Origin of the sequence: Flavihumibacter solisilvae, assembly GCF_000814475.1 — a bacterium.
GTDB classification, from domain to species: Bacteria; Bacteroidota; Bacteroidia; order Chitinophagales; family Chitinophagaceae; genus Flavihumibacter; species Flavihumibacter solisilvae.
In genome coordinates this window covers 127,674-146,450 of the sequence record NZ_JSVC01000015.1, presented here as the reverse complement: position 1 = coordinate 146,450, position 18,777 = coordinate 127,674, and the positions used below count along the sequence as shown (strand labels likewise).

The following is an 18,777-nucleotide window of genomic DNA, read 5'->3' as shown; positions in this document are numbered from 1 at the left end:
TTTATATATATATTATTTATAATTAGTAAGTAAATTGTAATACCCGCATTAAAACTTGTACATATGAGACAAATATTTTTATTCCTCGTATTGTCCCTGGCTACTCTTGCCGGTTTCACCCAACAGCAAAAGAATGATGTAATCCTGAAAATCAATGGTGATGAACTTGTCGGAAAAGTGCTCAAGGTTAATGACAATTCAGTAGAGTTCGCCTATGTTGGGGAGACACTTAGTTACACGATCAGGAATGAAGACATTATGAAGATCACATTTGCAAGCGGAAGGGTCCAGGTGTTCAATAAGCCCGCATTGCCGTCAGACAAAACACAACCTGCAGTTCCCTTGCAAAAAGCGACAGCATCACCTGAGGAACGCCGCAACAAAGTGGCGATACTTCCATTCACTTTCGTCAGCGATGGACAGGCAACCGACGATGCAATCAGCGAGCAGGTACAGGACGAGTGCTATTCCTTTATGAGCAAACATTCCGGCAACTACAAAATTGTTGATCCGGGCACAACAAATACAGTCTTGGTCAAAGCAGGCATTACAAAAGAAAATATCAAGGGCTATTCGATGGATGACCTCTGCAGCCTGCTTGGCGTTGAATATGTAGTCAGGGGAACAGTAGCCATGAACAAGACCACCCAGACTAATTATCAATCAACCTCAGGTTCTTCGACCACCAAAGACAACAGTAAGAATAACGACAAGAAAAAAGAGACCAGCAGTTCCACCTATGGAACTACTACCCAGAACTACCAGACAAACCTCAGTCTGTCGATCTATAACGATAAAGGATCCAGCCTGTACAACCAGAACCGCACTTCTTTCTGGAATACACAGGATGCTTACAAGAGCACTCTTGAATATTTATTGAAGCGATCACCGCTATATACAAAATAATTCGTCTTACTGATGCCAGCCGTCTGCCGGATACTTACAGGATTGTTGCTGTCACTGTCAGCTTATGCCCTGTCATTTGCCCAACAACCTGTGATAACGCGGGACACCCCGATAAAGCGAAGTGTTATAATGGAAAAAATCCTCGAGGCAGGGCGGCAGGAAACCATCAACAGTATCGAGAAATACAGTCGGGGACGGATAGCGATCAGGCAGGACATCCTGTTGCAGGAAATCAGGCAGACCAGCGGTCGGGCGAGAATCTTCCTTCACAAGGGAATGGATACTTCCGGTTACGCAAGGGAACTAAAAGAAACCCATGACCAGTTGACGATTGTCCAGGATGGCATTACAGCAAATAACGGAAGCGGCCATACGACAAGAAACCTGGCCGTTAGCTGGGCTATCCTGAATGAACTGCTTTTGAAAGTCTCCCAACAAAGGGATGTCGTGTCAAGACATATCCATACCATGGTGGAATTTATCGATCGCATCGACTCTCTTTCTGCCGATTCGGCATTATACACATTCCCCTTAGACTCGGCCCAGGTGATTCAATATTTCAACAGGTTGAAAGTTATTGCCAGGGAATTAGGCCCGGTTGACACCCTGTTACGTAAATCCATTGCTTCCCTTCAACATCTGCAGACCTCATACGACATGACCATTGTTGACATCCGTACTAATCTTGAAGATGTTGAGCGTTTCCGCAGGCAACAGGATTCGAGGATCTTCCGGCGGGATTTCAGCAATCTCTGGCACCCGCCTTCGCCACATCGGCCATTGAGCGAGATCATACCCATGTCGATCGCGAAAGAGAAACTTGCACTTAAATATTACCTGCGCGATTTCCGTGGCAGGCTGATTTTACTGGTCGTGCTCATTATTGCAGCCTGGCGTTTCCTGCTGGCTTGCAAAAAGAAATGGGCAGATGAAAAAGGCCTGGATCCCGGTTTTAAAGGACAACTGGTGTTTCGCTATCCATCACTTTCTGCAGTGCTGGTTGTGATCAGTATCTTCCAATTCCTGTTTCTACAGCCACCATTTATTTTCAGTTTCATTTTATGGCTGATCTCCGCCGTCAGTCTTTGTATCATATTCTATCGGTTTATCAGTCCATACTGGATGCTGTTCTGGACCATTATGGTAGCGCTTTTTGTATTGGCAGGACTCACAAACATGGTCCTGGAGGCATCCCGCATGGAGCGTTGGTGGATGTTTGCACTGGCTTCAGGCGGTGCTGTCTATTGCACATCTGTTCTCCGGTCTTCGAAGCACCAGGAACTGAGAGAAAAAAACATCCGTTATTTTATTGTTTTCGTAGTGTTGCTGGAAGCCGCTTCGGTTATCTTCAATGCAACCGGCCGTTACAACCTGGCAAAAACATTAATGGTGGCAGGATACTCGGGATTGGTAATCGCCATATTGTTTATCTGGACAGCCAGGCTTATAAATGAAGCACTTGTTCTGATTGCGTCCATTTATAAGCACCCCGAAAGAAAATTATTCTATATCAACTTCGAACGGGTAGGAGAAAAAGTTCCAACATACTTATATGTGTTCCTGGTGATAGGCTGGTTTGTGCTGGTGGGCAAAAACTTTTATGCATTCCAGCAGGCTACAACTCCGCTGATGGAATTCCTTGGCACTGAAAGAACGATCGGTAATTATGATTTCACCATCAACAGTCTTGTGCTGTTTGTTGTCATCATAGGTGTATCTACCCTTATTTCACAGGTCATCTCTTTTTTCGCGGCCGAGCCAGGTGACCAGCGGGACCGCGATAAGACAGCCCGGCAGCCCGGCGTAGGAAGTTGGCTACTGCTTATCCGGATTTTCGTGTTGTCGCTTGGACTTTTCCTCGCATTTGCCGCCGCCGGCATCCCCATGGATAAATTGGCGATAGTCCTCGGGGCACTCGGTGTAGGAATCGGACTTGGGTTGCAGGGCCTGGTAAGCAATCTTGTCAGCGGGTTGATCATCGCGTTCGAAAAACCGGTCAATGTAGGCGACATAGTGGAAGTTAACGGGAAAATGGGCACGATGAAATCCATTGGCTTCAGGAGCAGCATCATCAATCTTACTGAGGGTGCATCTTTCATCATTCCCAACAGCGACCTCCTGACCAATCATCTCATCAACTGGACAATGGGAAACAACCGCCGAAGGATAAACGTTGCAATATCTGTTAACTATGGAACGGACCTAAAGAAAGTAAATACAATTCTTGAAACCGTACTGAAGGGGAATGACTATGTGATGCATTATCCAGCTCCATCTATAACGGTTGTGGAATTTGCCGCAGGTTCAATTAACATAGCAATTGATTTCTGGGTGGCAGACATCCGCGATTCCTGGCACCAACGCAGTGACATGATGAGCAGGATCCTCGAGTCATTCGACAGGGAAGGAATTGAAATTCCACTTCCGCAACAGGAGATAACAATAAAAAAGTAAAGAGTATTTTAGTGTAATGAAGTATCTCCTTACGGCAATCTGTGCACTAACAGTTGCCATCACTTACTGCCAGGCTCAATCGAAACCAAATGTAATTTTTATTTATGCGGATGACCTGGGATATGGTGACCTGGGTTGTTATGGTGCCACAAAACTAAAAACACCAAACCTCGATCAACTGGCGAGGCAGGGTATAAGGTTTACCAATGCGCATTCCACTTCAGCTACGTGTACGCCATCACGTTATGCGATAATGACAGGGCAATACCCATGGCGTAAACAGGGAACCGGCATCCTGCCGGGTGATGCGGCCCTGATCATCCCGTCTGATAAAACGACATTGCCTGGAGTTTTTAAGAAAGCCGGTTACAGTACCGGGATAGTTGGCAAATGGCACCTCGGACTTGGTGAGAAGACTGAAAAGAACTGGAATGGCGAGATAAGACCTGGTCCAAACGAAACCGGGTTTGACTATTCATTTATTTTCCCCGCTACAGCAGACAGGGTGCCAACTGTATTCCTTGAAAACCACAGGGTGGTTGCTGCCGACCCCGCTGATCCGATAGCAGTTGATTATGCAGCTAAAATTGGCGACGAACCTACGGGCAAGGAGAATCCTGATTTACTCAAGATGCAGGCGTCACCGGATCATGGACACAACAATACAATCGTAAACGGCGTGGGGCGTATTGGTTATATGACAGGTGGGAAGCTGGCAAGGTGGACCGATGAAGAAATGCCACTGACCTTCCTGGAAAAATCAAAACAGTTCATCACCGAAAACAAAGGCAGGGCCTTCTTCCTGTATTATTCACTTACAGAGCCTCACGTACCACGTGTACCATCCACCATATTCAAAGGGAAAAGCGGGCTGGGACTGAGAGGTGATGCCATCCTGCAGCTGGACTGGTCTGTGGGCGAGATCATGAAACATGTTCAGGCGCTTGGGATTGAAAAGAATACCATCATTATTTTCAGCAGCGACAATGGCCCTGTTTTGGACGATGGCTACCAGGATGGCGCGGTGACGCAACTGAATGGACATACTCCTGCCGGGCCCTTGCGTGGCGGTAAATACAGCGCCTTCGAAGCTGGCACGCGCGTACCCTTCATTATCAGCTGGCCGGGTACCGTACAACCGAAAACTTCAACTGCTCTTGTGTGCCAGATAGATTTTATCGCGTCATTTTCGGCACTGTTAAACCAACCGGTTACTCCGGGAGACGCAGGGGATAGCCAAAATCAACTTAACGCATTCTTTGGCAGGTCCGGCTCTGGAAGAAACGAACTGGTAACCCAGGGCGGGGCACTTGGCTTTATCAGGGGCGACTGGAAATACATCAGTCCAAATAGCGGTCCTGCAAACACCGGAATTAATCTAACGAATATCGAGACTGGCAATTTACCGACTCCTCAATTGTATAACCTGAGAGAGGATATCGGGGAAAAGAATAACCTGGCTGACAAATACCCGGAGAAAGTAAAAGAAATGGAAACCCTGTTGAAGAAAACCCAACAGAATTCACGTTAATTACCTGTTGAGTAAACTTCCTTTTTTTCTCCATTGATCCTAACCGTTACCCGGGCAGGTTTAGCTGACCTGATGCGATAAGTTGTCACTTTCCCATCCTTCCAGGAACAATCTACGGTAAAGCCTCCGCGGGCTTTCAAACCTTTGAAGGACCCATTGACAGCCCAGGTTGAAGGAATGGCTGGTAACAGGCTGATTTCTCCGGCATGACTTTGCAACAACATTTCCGTCATGGCACCACTTACCCCGAAATTGCCGTCGAGCTGAAAAGGAGGATGATTCGTAAACAGGTTAGGTAAAGTGTTATAAGTCAGCAATCCGCGAATCATTATTCCAGCCTTCTCACCTTCACCCAGTCGCGCCCATAGGGCACAACGCCAGGGCCAGGTCCATGACCGGCGACTGTCGCCAACTGTTGAAGCCAGCGTAAATGGTGTATTGATATTCTTTCCATAATTACCGCTGCGGCTTCTAAGCGAAATAATCGCAGCTTTAGCCAGTTCGGGAGTCTGGATGGTACTGATCTGCCTGCCCGGGTACACGGCAAAAAGATGCGAAGTGTGCCGGTGCTGGTCATCGGGATCATCACGATCGGTCTGCCACTCCTGCAGCTGTCCCCATTTCCCGATTTTATTTGGCGCAAGATTCTGCTGTATGCCTGCAATGGTTTGCTGGTACTCACGGTCAACGTTAAGTGCTTTTGCAGCATCAAGGTAATTCTGGAAGAGATCCCATACGAGTTGCTGGTCATGCATTACTCCATCTTCACGCGGACCATGTTCCGGTGACCAGCCGTTAGGCACTACCAGTGTACCATCGGGCAATTTTTTCAGGTTGTCTTCCCAATACTGGCAGATCTCTTTCAAAATGGGATACGCAGTCTTGCGCAGGTAAGATGTGTCGCCAGTGAATGCCCAGTGCTCGAAAGCATGCTGCGCATACCAGGCGCTGGCGGGGATATTCCACTCCCACCCATTTCCACCGAAGATATTCTGGCTGGTCCTGGCTGTCCACCCCCGCGTGTTCGCCCCAAAAGCCTTCCTGGTTGCTATGCGGCAGGGCTCTGCCTGTGCCGAAATAAAATCAATAAGGGGCAGGTGGCAGTCAGACAGGTTCGTACTCTCCGCCAGCCAGTAATTCATCTGGATATTGATGTTGTTGTGATAGTCGCTCGCCCATGCCGGGGTATTGCTGTGGTTCCAGAGGCCTTGCAGGTTGGCCGGAAGTCCACCCGGACGGGAGCTGCCTACCAACAGGTAACGGCCATATTGGAACAGTGTTTCTTCGAGATCCGGATCGACGCTACCTGCTGAATATTTTTTCAATCGCTCGTCAACAGGTAATGACCGTAATGATTCTGCGGTATTTCCGATATCAATTACTGCCCCATTCATCAACTTCGAGAAATCACGGCGATGACTAACCGCCAATTGCTTATATCCTTTATCGACGGCCTGTGAAAGTTCCTTTTCCAGGACAGGCATAGGATCAACTCCTCTCCAGCCTGAATTATAGTCTGGCTTGTAGTTGGTGCGGGCATTCAAAAAGATTGTCAGTGATCGGCAATTATGAAAAATGAGGCTGTCGCCCGTGCCACGGATGGTTCCCCCGTCATGCACAACCAGCAGTTTAGCTGCATACTTCAGCCTGTTGGGCATTTCACCGGAAAAAGAAATGGTGTTCTGGTCAGCCCTGCTATTTGCGCCCTGTCCAGACACTATCGAAACAGATCCCGACATCGACTTACGATTGCCCGCGCTGTACTGGAAGACCATCACCTGGTCAGGATGACTGGCAAATGCTTCCCTTTTATATTTCACCCCGGCTTCCTCAAATGTTGTAGTATGAATACCGTTGAACAGGTCGAGAGTGCGTCGATAAGTCAATGCTTTCGCACTGTCGGAAAAGTTCACATAAACATCACCGAAATTCCTGTATGACCCGAAGCCATGATCGCCGGTTTCATACTCACCATCCCAGTTATTGTCACCGCTCCATAGGCTTTGTTCATTGAACTGGATGCGATCCTGTTTTAGTCCCCCGAATAACATCGCTCCTATCCGGCCGTTACCGATGGGCAGGGCTTCAGACTCCCAGTCTTTAGCTGGACGGTCATACCAGAGTAAGGAGGAAGATTGCGCAAATGAATGCAAGACAATGAGCACGCAAATCGCGGTTGCACTTAACTTTTTCATATCGATTGAATCTGCAGGGATGGTTTATTTCCAAATCTAACGAGGTGTATCCCAATCAGCCGCCTCAATTTTGGCGTAAATGCCGGCAATTTTAACCACACTATTTTCGAAACTGGCTGAAGAGATTGTCAAACGTAAGCACTAACCATAACGCGTTCGCTATATCGAAGTCTTTGCCGTTTGGGCGTTGCTGGATGATGTTCATATAGCTGCACGTAGTTTTTACATTTCGGAAAATGTCATAACTGAATCCAGCCGATACCCTATTCTGGTCGAAGGCGTTTGCATTGTTCCTGACAGCTTCTCCAAACTGGAACATTACTTCATCACTCAAAATAAAAGTAACCGGCTTTTCCTTTGAGAAGATTCCGGGAACCGGTTTCTCCAGCCTGGCCATATACCTTGCGCGCCAGTTTGGCACATAAACATCATTGAACCGGATATCACGTCGCCGGTAATCAAGACCAATACGATTAATAAAAGAGAACCATTTTAACTTCCGTTCGTGTTCGAGACGAGCTGCCCAACGATACTCTTTAACGCCCGGTAGTTCAGCATCAGCCGGCAACGTGAGGAAGGTATTAGTTTGAAAATAACCGAAAGGTGAAACAGAAAGCTTCAGATCCCTTCCCAGCATAAAATTCAGCCAGAACCAGGCGCTGGTAACATAATGCGCTTCGATCGGACTTTTTTCTCCCGGGATATTCTGAGTCCGTTTCTGGAGGAAAAATTCCCATCTTGACTTTGCAGTAATTTTATCTGACAGCACCAGTCTTCCCCACAGCATCCCATGGTGATAGGTATGCTGTGCTGAAACCGGTTGGAGAAATGAAAAGAAAATTGTCAGAACGACACCGATCCTTAACTGCATAAGTATTAAATATAGTCAATCCCGCCAGTTTTGCGTAACCACATGATGGTCTGTTTCAATCCCTCCCTGAGGGACCGTGGATGGTAGTCCAGGTCCCGGGTGGCCTTCGAGATATCTTTGGACCAATCAAATGGAAGCTTCTTTATCCATTCAGATGTAATAAACGGCGGGGATCCCAAAGCAGCTTTCAGGTCACCGAACCAGGCAATACTGCGGATGAGGGCATATGGCAGGTGAAATAACCTCCGGTCCAGTCCCGACAATTCCTTAACAAGATCGAAGAACTGGTCGTAACTCGCATTCTCACCGCCAAGTATATATTGTGAACCTGGCTGCGCTTTGTCCAGTGCTGAAATAATCCCTTCAACCACATCGTCGATGTACACATAATTCATCTTACCACTTCCATTGCCCGGGATAAATCTCCACCGGCCAGCGAGGTACCCGCGAACCATCATCGTGGCAGTATTGCTGTCATTGACCGGTCCGGGCCCATAGACTTTCGCAGGGTTGACAACAAGTACCGGCAGTCCGTTCTTAAAATATTGAATGGCAAGTTCTTCAGCCTGGTTCTTGCTCTTTTCATATTCTGTGAAAAGTTGCGGGTGTTTTAAGGATTCTTCATTTGATGGATGAGCAACTGCTGGTGGAAATACCCCTGCAGTGGAGGTTACAATGATCTTTTCCACATTTAAATCTGACGCGGCATCCAGGACATTTTTTGTTCCAGATACATTCACCCGGAAATAATCATGCGGATCTTTCGTCCACATTTTTGCAAGGCCGGCAAGGTGAACAACGTGGCTGCAACCGGTCATCGCCGTCCTGATGCGATCTACATCCAGGAGGTCGCCGTCAAAGATCCTGATCCGGGAATGAAGAAGGTGGCCGTTACGGCTGGTCTTCCTAAGCAACACATGAATATTCGTTCCCAACACAGCTAATCGTTGTGCCAGGTGTCCGCCGATAAATCCGGAAGCACCGGTGATAAATACCTGTTTCATGGTTAAAAACGCCGTTTTCCCGCTATAAGTTAGAACAGTTCATCCGCCGTCCGGCCTGATTGATCAGATCAATCATTCAATTAAATCACGATGGGCTGGACTTTCATCCATCTGTGTTGCAACTTTATCGCCGCGAAAGCAGTTCAGAGCTGCGTTTCATCAAATTAAACCTTATTTCTATGCAGGAAAGTAAACTGCTGAAATCGGGGCTTCTTGCCCTGGTTTTAGTGCTCTCATTTATCGTTGGATGGGAATTATTCTGGCGCAACAGGGGATTTCAGGCCACCTTCAACGACGACAAGGCTCTTTGGGCAAACTCAAGGAAAGAGGCCTACCGCCCGCAGGCAAATGCGACTGTGTTTATCGGGTCATCCCGCATCAAGTTCGACCTGGATATTCCGACATGGGAAGCAACTACAGGCGAAAAAGCAGTTCAGCTTTCCGTTGTGGGAACTTCTCCCCTCACTTTACTCGAAGAACTCGCCAACGATGAAAATTTCAATGGCAAAGTTGTTACTGACATCACAGAGGTCCTGTTTTTCCCGAACAACCCGGTTTTCCATCAATCGGCCAAAGAAGCGATTGACTTTTACAAGAACCAGACACCTTCCGAAAAGCTGAGTTCACAGGTCAACTATGCCCTCGAGTCAAAGCTGGCTTTCCTGGAAGAACGCCGGTTCTCCCTAAATGCGCTGCTGAATGAAGTGCCCCTCCAGAATCGTCCAGGTGTTTTTGCCATGCCTGTTTTCCCCAAAGGATTTGAATGGACAACTTACGACCGGCAAACATTCATGTCAGACATGTTCCTCTCAGACACGAACGATATCAACAAACAGACTGGCATCTGGTCAATGCTGTTGATGGGCGATCCGACGCCGCCACCAACAGGGGCCGACCTTACACAGATCTTTGAAAGAGTAAAGACCAGTGTAGATAAAATCAATAATCGCGGCGGCAAGGTCATCTTTATACGCACCCCATCGAGCGGCCCTTTGGCCGAAGCGGAAGAAAAGAAATATCCCCGGAATGCATACTGGGACAAATTGCTGGCCCACGTAAAAACAGAAGGCATCCATTACCGCGATTATGCTTCCACTAAAAACCTGGAATGTCCAGAGTGGTCACACCTCGCCATCAAAGATGCTGTTATCTATACGCATGAACTGATCTCAATCCTCAGGGAAAAGAATTGGTTCGCAGCTAAAGAACTGGCGTTGACAACTACCACCAATTAAATCCTGAGTTATGTTATTCAATTCATATTCCTTCGTCGTATTCTTTATCATCATGCTGGCATTGCACAGTATGAACTTTCCCTGGAAAGTAAAAAAGGTCAACCTCCTGATCGGCAGCTATATCTTTTATGCTGCCTGGAATCCGCCCTTTATCCTTTTGCTGTGGCTCTCCACCGTTGTTGATTTTTTTGTCGGAAAGGCGCTGTATAACGAGAACAACAAACAGAAAAAAAGGCTGCTCCTGGTCGTTAGTCTCATTGGCAACCTCGGGATGCTATGCTTTTTCAAATACGGAAATTTCCTGCTGGACAATTTCGTAACGCTGGTAAATACCATTGGCATTGATTACCATCCAGCCAAGCCAAGCATTATCCTGCCGGCTGGTATCTCTTTCTATACTTTTACTACGTTGTGTTATACCATCGACATGTATAAGAAAGAAGGTACACCGGTAAAAACATTGCTCGATTTCTCGCTCTTTGTTACCTTCTTCCCTCACCTGGTAGCAGGACCAATCGTACGACCCCACCAGTTGGTTCCTCAATTCGAGACGCCAAAGCAGGCCACACGGCATCAGCTGGTGAACGGACTTTTCCTGCTCTCATTGGGATTATTCATGAAAGTAGTAATGGCCGATACGTTGCTGGCTTCACCTGCCGACAGTGTATTCCAGGCACAAAACAGCCTGCTGCCTGTTGACGCATGGGCCGGGGTGCTTGCATTCAGCGGGCAGATCTTCTTCGATTTTGCAGGATACAGTACCTGTGCGATCGGCGCAGCCATGTGCCTTGGGTTCAGCCTTCCTGAGAACTTCAAATTTCCTTATGCTGCATCAGGCTTCTCCGATTTCTGGCGCCGCTGGCATATTACGCTTTCCGCATGGTTGCGCGACTACCTGTATATCCCGTTGGGTGGCAACCGGAAAGGCCCAGCAAGGACGTACGTAAACCTGATGCTCACTATGTTGCTGGGCGGTCTCTGGCATGGTGCTTCCTGGACTTTCGTGGTGTGGGGTGCGTTACACGGCGTTTACCTGTGCGTTGAAAGACTGCTGCAACAAAGAACGATCACTACCGGTCAACCTGCTGTGGCAGTTTCAAGGGCCTCCTTTGTGCCATCTTTCCTTGCAGGCAAGTCGATTAACCGCTTTGCAACGGCACTGTTTGTCTTCCTGCTGGTTACCATTGCCTGGGTATTCTTCCGCTCGACTGATTTCAGCACTGCATGGAGACTACTTTCTTCCATGTTCGGAATGGACCATAACGGTGCGGCGCTTTTGTCCACACTCGACTTAGTAAAGGTTTTCCTGGTTACTGGTGCGTTGCTCGCAACTCATTGGCTGCTGCGCGACCTTTCGATCGAGAACATAATTCATCGCACAAACTGGAAAGTACTTGGTGTTGCCTGGGCTGTGATGCTGATCCTGCTGGTAGTCAGCCAGAAGAGCAGCAACTCGTTTATATATTTCCAGTTTTGATTAACAGTCAACTAAAAAATAAAGCTCAAAATTCAAAAGTGTGGCCTGTGAGCGTGGGGCATTCCGGACCCATCGCAGGCCCTCTCTTTGGGTGGCACGAATTGGAAATTCTCTCGAATTCATCACAATGGGTCCACAATGGGTTCACAATTCGTATACTGTTTGCTCATTGTTTCATTGGAGAAGCATGAACAATTCATGAAGGAATAGTGAAGGCATTGTGAAGGCATTGTGAAGGATCGGGGCATCAAAGCTCCCGGGCCTCGTTGTTGACACCTGGATGGAACAAGGCCTCTTTGCCCTCGTATAACCGAAATTTCGGCATTTCTTTGCTGCGTCGAATCCTTGACTTATTTTTATATCAAGGTCGCTCACGGGCTTTAAATTGCGTTTTAGCCACATTTAAATCTTTCGGCTGTTGGTGGGGGAGATTTATAGAGTATCCCGCAACCAGTTTTTTCAGGAAGCCTGGCTGACCGTTCAGGACGATATCACCCTGATTCCGATACCGTTCATGCACAATTCACTGCAAACTACCATTCGTAGTACAATCGACATAGTAACATGTCACTCATACCATCTTTCTTACCTCCAAAACTCGTCACTCATACCTCCTGTACACGTCACTCATACAATTTTCTCTCTTCGCGCTGTACTCATTCTCCCTTGTTCGTCCCTGTAATTCGGCCTCGGCGTAGGCTCGGCGTGGCCTTGTTGTTACCTTTTTCTAAAGTCTGGACGGCTTTCACCCGGCTTTGGGACGGCTTCACGAAAAGTTGCTTATCAAAGAACGCCTGGAATTCAATTAATGATGTTTGCGTTTCCCGCAAGAATCAGAATGTTATTTACTCACCAAAAAGAGAATTTCCAAACATTGGGAACAATCTGTACAAAATGGTAATTAACCGGTCCAAAATCCGGAATAACCGGCAGGTTCTAAAATTAAATGAGGGCCATAGTCACTTCCTATCGGGGACACCTATCTTGAATGCTTAAATAAAAAACCTGAACTGAAGTGAACCGGGGTAGAATATCTTTGTGTGAATGGTAACCATTACACATATCGACACTGCATGTATGCTGATCGACATCAATGGTTTCCGGATCCTGACAGATCCCACTTTAGACAATGCCGGTCACCTATATCACCATGGCGCAGGAGTGTTTTCAAGAAAAACCGACAATCCGTCCCTGCCGCCATCTGGGCTACAACCTGTAGACCTTGTTCTCCTGAGCCATCACCAGCACATGGATAATTTCGATCATAAAGGGCGCGAATTTGCGTTGTCTGTGCCGCTGATCCTTTCCACCAAGCCTGCTGCAAAAGCGATCAGGGGAATAACCGGGCTGGATGACTGGGAATCCTTCAGCATCAATACTGCCAGAGTTCCGGGACTAAAGATCACTGCTACGCCGGCACAACATCATCCCTGGTGGGTACCTGGTTTCATTGCCGGTAAAGTAATTGGATTTATAATTGAGTTTGACAGCCAGGAAGACGGTGTGATCTATATTTCAGGAGATACCGTGTATTTCAAAGGGATTGAAGAAGTTGGAAAACGATTTAAAATCGACACAGCCATCTTTCATCTGGGTGCGGTACAGGTGAGGTATCTGACCGGTGCTGGTGAATACACCATGAATGGGAAAGACCTGTTGAAGTCGATCCAGCGCCTGAACCCAAACAAAGTGATACCTGTACATTACAGGGGCTGGACCCATTTCAAGGAAAGCGAGGCTACGCTGAAGCAAATTCTCGCCGGTGATCCACCGATAAACAGGAAGGTCAGTTTCTTACCACCCGGTGTGCCAACAACCATTTAAATGGTCACCCAGGACCGCATCGTTGTAACATGTATAACTCCGCAGGAAAACGGAACAATAATCGCCAGGCTTTACAATCCTGAACCTGCAAGGGAACAAACAGGCCAGGAAGGATGTAGCGAAACGCGACAACTGCTGTATCAAAAGCGGACAGCATCACCCATTTACCAGCGCATAACTTGCAATAAATCAACCAGTTAACAACTGGCACATTTTTGAAAGCCAGTGAGGGAGCAATATTTTAGCGCATGATCAGAAATTACTTCGTCATAGCCTGGCGAAACCTGCAACGGAATAAAACCTATTCATTTATTAATATAGCCGGTCTCGCTATGGGCATGGCGGTCGCCATGCTGGTCGGCTTGTGGATCTGGGATGAAATTTCATACAACAGTTCAATTGAGAATCACGCACAATTGGCCCAGGTATTGGTCAACCAGTCAGAGGCAGAAAATGCCGAAGTCTATACCGACAATACAGTAGCAATGCCAGTCGGCGATGCGTTGCGTACCGGATTCGGCAAACAGATCAGCAGGGTTTCGCTCACATCACATAACGGGGACCATATCCTGGCCTCCGGTGATAAGAAACTTTACCGTGCGGGCAAGTGGGTGCAGCAGGACTTCCCCGGGATGTTTTCACTAAAAATGTTGCAAGGGGATCGCAACGCACTGAAGGATCCCTCATCCATTCTCCTTGCCCAATCAACAGCCAAAGCACTTTTTGGAAATGAAGACGCAATCAATAAAATTATCCGGGTCGACAACAAGCAGGAAATGAAGGTGGCGGGAGTATACGAAGATTTTTCCCATAATACCAGCTTTCATGAAACGAAACTTTTGTTGCCCTGGGAGAACAAGGAAAATTATTTATGGACCAAGGCTATGACTGCGTGGCAGAACCATTGTGGAGAAGCTTTCGTGGAATTACAGCCCGGTGTAAATGTGAATAGTGTTTCGGAAAAAATCAAAAATCTACCTACGAAGCATATTGAAAGATGGAAGGAAGAGATCATGCTGCATCCTTTTGACCGACTGAATCTCTATACTGACTTTAAAAACGGGAAGGAATCCGGCGGCCGGATTGATTTTATACGGCTGATGGCTATTATCGGCGTTTTTGTCCTGGTACTTGCCTGCATCAATTTCATGAACCTCAGCACGGCGAGAAGTGAAAAACGCGCAAAGGAAGTCGGTATCCGCAAAGCGGTTGGTTCACTGCGGAAGCAACTGATCGGCCAGTTCCTGGGTGAATCGGTTGTAACATCGTCACTTGCAGCATTCCTGGCAATTGTAATCGTGCAGATTTCGCTTCCAGCCTTTAACGGGCTTGCCGACAAACAGATCACCATTGAATGGACCAATCCATGGCTGTGGTTGCTGATTGTTGCATTTACATTACTTACCGGCATGCTCGCTGGTAGTTACCCCGCTTTTTACCTGTCGTCCTTTGAACCGGTGAAAGTATTGAAAGGAGTGTTTCGTTCCGGCAGGCTGGCTTCACTTCCACGCAAAATGTTGGTGGTAGTTCAATTCACAGTATCCATTGCCCTGATTATCGGGACCATCGTTGTATTCCGCCAGGTCCAATATTCAAAAAGCCGGCCGGTCGGATATGACCGTGAGCGACTGATTTCCGTACCCCTTACCCCGGACCTGTTTGGCCGTTTAGAACTACTGACAGATGCGTTAATGAAAACCGGGGCCGTAGAGAATGTATCGGAATCTTCACAGTCAACCGCTTACTTCAACAACAATAACAGCATTGAGTGGCGGGGAAAAGATCCGAACCAGGTAAATTTTTTCAGGGATGTTAATGTTACACATGACTATGGAAAGACCGTGAGCTGGAATATTAAGAATGGTCGCGATTTTTCCAAAGAGTTTGCTACGGATTCTGCTTCCGCAATTGTGAATGAAACTGCAGCCAAAATAATGGGCTTTCGAGATGCCGTTGGCGAAAGAGTCAAATATCACGGCAAGGAATACACGATAGTTGGAGTGGCACAGGACATGCTGACACAATCGCCATATGACGAGATGCAACCCACCATATTCTTCTGCGATGGCTGGATGGGTGTTATTCTTGTCAAACTAAGTTCCGCGGCGCCGGTGCGGGAAGCGCTGGCCAAAATAGCACCGGTTTTCAGTGTCCTGAGCCCGAACAGCCCCTTCGAGTATAAGTTCATAGATGACGAATATGCGCGGAAATTTACCAGCGAAGAACGCATCGGAAGTTTGGCAGGTCTCTTTGCAGTGCTGGCGATCTTCATCAGCAGCCTTGGCTTATTCGGCCTTTCTTCTTTCGTTGCGGAACAACGCAATAAAGAAATCGGCGTACGTAAAGTATTAGGCGCATCGGTATTCAGCCTGTGGCGGTTGATGAGCAAAGAGTTTGTGGTGCTTGTACTTGTCTCTCTCCTGGTGGCGATACCCATAGCTTACTACTTTATGCACGGCTGGCTGCAGAACTACAACTTCCGCACCGATCTTTCCTGGTGGATCTTTGCCCTGGCAGGCTCTGGTGCTTTGGTCATTACGTTGCTGACGGTAAGCTTCCAGTCAATTAAAACTGCCATCGCTAACCCGCTGAAGAGTCTAAGAACCGAATAGCATGGTTATCTTGCAAAACAAAAATTGCAACTATGCGGGGAAAATCTGCTTCGATAGCTTTGGCCTTACTGTTCCTTGTTTCTCTTTCGTGGACACCCGGGAAGCCGGTCATTACCGTCATGTCTTACAACGTGCACCATTGCAACCCGCCCGGCAAAACAGGAGTAATTGACATTGATGCAATAGCTGCAGTTATCATGAGAGCCAATCCGGACCTGGTTGCATTGCAGGAAATAGATGTATTTACCGGCCGCTCAGGAAATATCAATGAAGCTGAACAGATTGCACTTAAAGCAGGTTACCCATACTACTTTTTTGGACGCGCAATAGATTTTGATGGCGGGAAATATGGCATTGCGATCCTGTCAAAGCACCCCTTATCCGATACTGTTGTCCATGCACTGCCAACTGACAGTTCAACAAAAGGTGAACGCCGCGCAGTTGCCCTGGCCAAAATAAAATTGCCTGGTGGAAAATTCCTCCACTTTGCCAGCACGCATCTTGACGCGCTCGACACCAATCTTAACAGGCTGCTGCAGGTAAAGGCGATCAATAATATCGCAGGTAAATTAAATCCTGTAGTTATAGCCGGGGATTTCAACGCCATTGAAAATAGCGAGGTGATCAGGAGCCTGGATAAAAAATTTACCCGTTCCTGCAATAACTGTGAACCGACATTTCCCGGCACCGACGGAAAAGCAATTGACTTTATAGGATTCCGGCCAGCAAAAAAATTCTCTGTAGTATCACATCGCGTGATCCCTGAAGAATACGCGTCAGATCACTATCCCATTGTGTCGACTATCCAACTGAATTATTAAAAGGAGACCACTGCTTTTATTACCTGCTCTTCTTTCACAAACAGCTTTTCAAAATCACGCACGAGGTCATCAGCCTGCAGCCTGTGTGTGATGAAACCTTCGGTATCAAGGAGCCCGCTTTTCATTAAGTTAATCACTTTCCTGAAATCGGCTGCCCGTGCATTCCGGCTGGCCTTGAGCGTAATTTCTTTCCGGTGGAAATTCGGGTCATCGAACACTATTTCACCTGTAAATAATCCCACAAAAACGATGGTACCACCCGCAGCAATTAAGTTGAAGGACTCTTGCATCGATGACTTGTTACCGGTAGCATCAAAAATAACGGTAGGCAGGTCACCATTGAAAACCTGCTCCAGCTGTTCGATTACCTCGTTGCCGGCGAGAATGGTTGCAACGCCGGGAAACTTCTTCCCTGCAAAAGCCAGGCGGGAAGCAACCATATCGAGTACAACGATCTTAACCCCATGCAGTCTTGCGAGTGCAATAATTCCCAGCCCGATAGGCCCGGCCCCGATTACCAGTACTGTGTCGTTAGGTTTCAGTTCAGCCCGCTCCACCGCGTGTGAACCAATGGCGAAAGGCTCTACAAGCGACACCTGCTCCGCAGGCAGATCGTTAGTGAGGTGAACGTGTGACGCAGGGAAAATAATGTACTCCTGCATGGCACCATCTTCGTGCACGCCGAACACGGTCAGTTTACTGCCACAATTCGTTTTGCCACGCAGCACTGCCTGGTCGATCACCAGGTTCCGGTAAGGCTCAATTGTGCAGCTGTCGCCAGGTTGAATACCTGATACTTCTTCACCAACTGCCACCACTTGCGCTGCCACCTCATGACCCAGGATCCGGGGATAGGTGAAAAACGGCTGCTTTCCCTCAAAGGCGTGAAGGTCTGTACCGCAGATGGAAATGTTCCTGATCTTCAGCAATACTTCTCCCGGTCCTGGTGATGCCGGTGCCGGTTTCGTGACAATTTCGAACTTGCCGGGTTCCTGCAGGATGATCGCTTTCATGTAATGAGTTTAAAAATTTACTACTGCGCCGCCATCGACAGGAAGCACTACACCTGTGATATAGCGAGCTGCTTCAGACGAAAGGAACACCGCGGCATTACCCACATCTTCCGGTTTTCCAAAACCCGTCATGGCAATCCTGTTGACGATCTTTTCCTTCCGCTGCGGATCAGCATTGATGGCATTCAGCATCATGGGCGATTCTATCCAGCCAGGGGCGATGGTATTTACGCGTACATTATGTTTCGAGAATTCGGTAACAAGATTGTTCATGAGTCCTGCCAGTGCGGACTTTGAAGTACCATAGGCCACTACCCTGTCCATCCCGAAAATGCCGGTCATGGAGCCAAGGAAAATGATACTGCCACTTTTTCTTTCGACCATACGCCGTGCGCAGGCCCTGCTGAGGCTGAACACGCTCAGCAGGTTGGTCTGGATGATCCTTTCAAATTCTTCATCTTCGGTATCCAATGCCCATTTCTTTAAATGGATCCCCGCATTGTTGACAAGGATGTCTATGGGTCCGATAGTGGCTTCAATCGTCTCTACAAAGGCTGGGATACCCGGCCTGTCCAGTACGTCAAATACAAGATATGCAGCGTTCTCACCCAATTGCGCTTTCGCTTCCTGCAATGGCCCTTCGCGCCTACCGGTAATGACCACTTTTGCTCCTGCTTCCACCATGGCTTTAGCGATGCCGAACCCGATTCCTGTACCGCCGCCGGTGATGAGGGCTGTCTTATCCTTTAATGAAAATGCGTTCAATGACATACCTAAAATTAATCATCCTGCCGGTGCCCTGCTGGCGTGCAAATTGACTATTTCTTTTACTAA

Annotated in this window: 13 protein-coding genes; 8 read left to right on the top strand and 5 right to left on the bottom strand. The window is 47.7% G+C overall.

Going from position 1 to position 18,777, the window contains the following annotated elements; genetic code table 11:
- The first annotated feature begins 63 nt into the window (after nt 1-63).
- The 3 genes from OI18_RS13440 to OI18_RS13430 are packed head-to-tail and all read left to right on the top strand — an operon-like array spanning nt 64 to nt 4,891.
- Nucleotides 64-906 (top strand): hypothetical protein, encoded by an 843-nt coding sequence (locus OI18_RS13440; protein WP_039140541.1) that lies wholly within the window; start codon nt 64-66, stop codon nt 904-906.
- Between the two features lie 12 nt (nt 907-918).
- Complete coding sequence (locus OI18_RS13435; RefSeq protein ID WP_052273203.1) at nt 919-3,360, top strand: mechanosensitive ion channel family protein; 2,442 nt, start codon at nt 919-921, stop codon at nt 3,358-3,360.
- 16 nt (nt 3,361-3,376) lie between these two features.
- Nucleotides 3,377-4,891 carry a sulfatase family protein gene (locus tag OI18_RS13430; protein ID WP_039140539.1) on the top strand — a complete coding sequence of 505 codons (1,515 nt, stop codon included), beginning with the start codon at nt 3,377-3,379 and terminating at the stop codon, nt 4,889-4,891.
- Here the strand turns inward: OI18_RS13430 and OI18_RS13425 are convergent.
- The 3 genes from OI18_RS13425 to OI18_RS13415 form a co-directional block, all read right to left on the bottom strand.
- The gene (locus OI18_RS13425; RefSeq protein ID WP_052273202.1) at nt 4,888-7,086 is read right to left on the bottom strand and encodes a glycoside hydrolase family 95 protein; all 2,199 of its coding nucleotides are present in this window, start codon (nt 7,084-7,086) and stop codon (nt 4,888-4,890) included. The two genes, OI18_RS13430 and OI18_RS13425, sit on opposite strands and share 4 nt — an antisense overlap.
- A gap of 100 nt (nt 7,087-7,186) precedes the next feature.
- Complete coding sequence (locus OI18_RS13420) at nt 7,187-7,957, bottom strand: DUF2490 domain-containing protein (RefSeq protein ID WP_039140536.1); 771 nt, start codon at nt 7,955-7,957, stop codon at nt 7,187-7,189.
- A 5-nt stretch (nt 7,958-7,962) separates the two neighbouring features.
- Nucleotides 7,963-8,961, bottom strand: coding sequence for an NAD-dependent epimerase/dehydratase family protein (locus OI18_RS13415; protein WP_039140534.1), 999 nt, complete (start codon nt 8,959-8,961; stop codon nt 7,963-7,965).
- 179 nt (nt 8,962-9,140) lie between these two features.
- Here OI18_RS13415 and OI18_RS13410 point away from each other — a divergent pair, with 179 nt between their 5' ends.
- The 5 genes from OI18_RS13410 to OI18_RS13385 all read left to right on the top strand — a co-directional run bounded on the left by OI18_RS13410 (nt 9,141) and on the right by OI18_RS13385 (nt 16,930).
- Nucleotides 9,141-10,196, top strand: a complete 1,056-nt coding sequence (locus OI18_RS13410; protein WP_039140908.1) for a hypothetical protein — start codon at nt 9,141-9,143, stop codon at nt 10,194-10,196.
- A 10-nt stretch (nt 10,197-10,206) separates the two neighbouring features.
- Nucleotides 10,207-11,673 carry an MBOAT family O-acyltransferase gene (locus OI18_RS13405; RefSeq protein ID WP_039140532.1) on the top strand — a complete coding sequence of 489 codons (1,467 nt, stop codon included), beginning with the start codon at nt 10,207-10,209 and terminating at the stop codon, nt 11,671-11,673.
- 1,044 nt (nt 11,674-12,717) lie between these two features.
- Entirely contained in the window at nt 12,718-13,497 is a 780-nt protein-coding gene (locus OI18_RS13400) for an MBL fold metallo-hydrolase (RefSeq protein WP_039140531.1), read from the top strand.
- Nucleotides 13,498-13,745: 248 nt separating this feature from the next.
- On the top strand, nt 13,746-16,109 hold the full coding sequence (locus OI18_RS13390; protein WP_039140527.1) for an ABC transporter permease: 2,364 nt from the start codon (nt 13,746-13,748) through the stop codon (nt 16,107-16,109).
- 32 nt (nt 16,110-16,141) lie between these two features.
- The gene (locus tag OI18_RS13385) at nt 16,142-16,930 is read left to right on the top strand and encodes an endonuclease/exonuclease/phosphatase family protein (protein WP_039140525.1); all 789 of its coding nucleotides are present in this window, start codon (nt 16,142-16,144) and stop codon (nt 16,928-16,930) included.
- Here the strand turns inward: OI18_RS13385 and OI18_RS13380 are convergent.
- Together OI18_RS13380 and OI18_RS13375 are read right to left on the bottom strand one after the other, a co-directional pair.
- Entirely contained in the window at nt 16,927-17,943 is a 1,017-nt protein-coding gene (locus OI18_RS13380; RefSeq protein ID WP_039140523.1) for a zinc-binding alcohol dehydrogenase family protein, read from the bottom strand. The two genes, OI18_RS13385 and OI18_RS13380, sit on opposite strands and share 4 nt — an antisense overlap.
- 9 nt (nt 17,944-17,952) lie before the next feature.
- Nucleotides 17,953-18,714, bottom strand: a complete 762-nt coding sequence (locus tag OI18_RS13375; RefSeq protein WP_039140522.1) for an SDR family NAD(P)-dependent oxidoreductase — start codon at nt 18,712-18,714, stop codon at nt 17,953-17,955.
- Nucleotides 18,715-18,777 lie beyond the last annotated feature (63 nt).